The sequence below is a fragment of the Streptomyces sp. UH6 genome (genome assembly GCF_013421635.1).
Classification (GTDB): Bacteria; Actinomycetota; Actinomycetes; order Streptomycetales; family Streptomycetaceae; genus Streptomyces; species Streptomyces abyssomicinicus.
This window is the reverse complement of record NZ_JACADT010001376.1, coordinates 1-1,135: the sequence shown is the minus strand read 5'-3', so window position 1 is coordinate 1,135 and position 1,135 is coordinate 1. Positions and strand designations below refer to the sequence as shown.

1 protein-coding gene is annotated in these 1,135 nt (G+C 68.7%); it reads left to right on the top strand.

What is annotated here, in order from left to right; genetic code table 11:
- Positions 1 to 199 precede the first annotated feature (199 nt).
- Positions 200 to 1,135: diiron oxygenase (locus tag HW445_RS32005; RefSeq protein WP_151771297.1), on the top strand; the 936-nt coding region annotated here is incomplete at its 3' end.

Here is a 1,135-nt window from a genome sequence, read left to right as displayed (position 1 = left end):
CCCCCCGCCCCTCCGGCCCCGCGGACGGCGTCGGCACGGCCGGGCCGGCGGTCCACGGAACCCGCACATCACCTCGCCGGACAATCCACCGTCCGGTGTCGCCCAGGGGATTGACGCGCTTGCTGACACGCAGTCTCATAAGAGAAGGGATACCGCCGGTAACACTCGCACGACCGACCGCACGACGAGGTGGAGAGCCATGACGACCGTGACGGACACCGACACGCTCGCCGGACTGCGTGACGCGCTCGGCCTGCTGAAGGACCGCGAGCAGGTCGCCAAGCGGCTGCTCGACTCGTCCGCGAAGCACTCCTTCGACCCGGACAAGGAGCTGGACTGGGACGCCCCCTTCGAGGAGGGCAAGTGGTTCTGGCCCCCGGAGCTGGTGTCGCTCTACGGCACGCCGATGTGGAAGCGGATGAGCGAGGAGCAGCGCATCGAGCTCTCCAAGCACGAGGCCGCCGCGCTCTGCTCGCTCGGCATCTGGTTCGAGATCATCCTGATGCAGCTGCTCTGCCGGCACATCTACGACAAGAACCCGACCAGCAACCACGTCCGGTACGCCCTCACCGAGATCGAGGACGAGTGCCGGCACTCGAAGATGTTCGCCCGGTTCATCCAGCGGTCCGGCTGCCCGGAGTACCCGGTCAGCACCGTGCACCAGAACCTGGGGCGGCTCTTCAAGACCATCTCCACCACCCCCGGGTCGTTCACCGCGACGCTGCTCGGCGAGGAGATCCTCGACTGGATGCAGCGGCTGACCTTCCCGGACGAGCGGGTCCAGACCCTCACCCGCGGCGTCACCCGGATCCACGTCGTGGAGGAGGCCCGCCACGTCCGTTACGCGCGCGAGGAGCTGCGCCGCCAGATGGTGACCGCGCCGCGCTGGTCGCGTGAGTTCACCCGGCTGACCTCCGGCGAGTTCGCCCGGGTCTTCTCGGTCGCCTTCGTCAACCCGGACGTGTACACCAACGTCGGCCTCGACAAGCGGCAGGCGATGGAGCAGGTCAGGAACAGCGGCCACCGCCGGGACGTGATGCAGACCGGCGCCAGGAAGCTGACCGACTTCCTCGACGACATCGGTGTGCTGCGCGGCCCGGGCCGCAAGCTCTGGCAGTCCTCGGGCCTGCTGGCC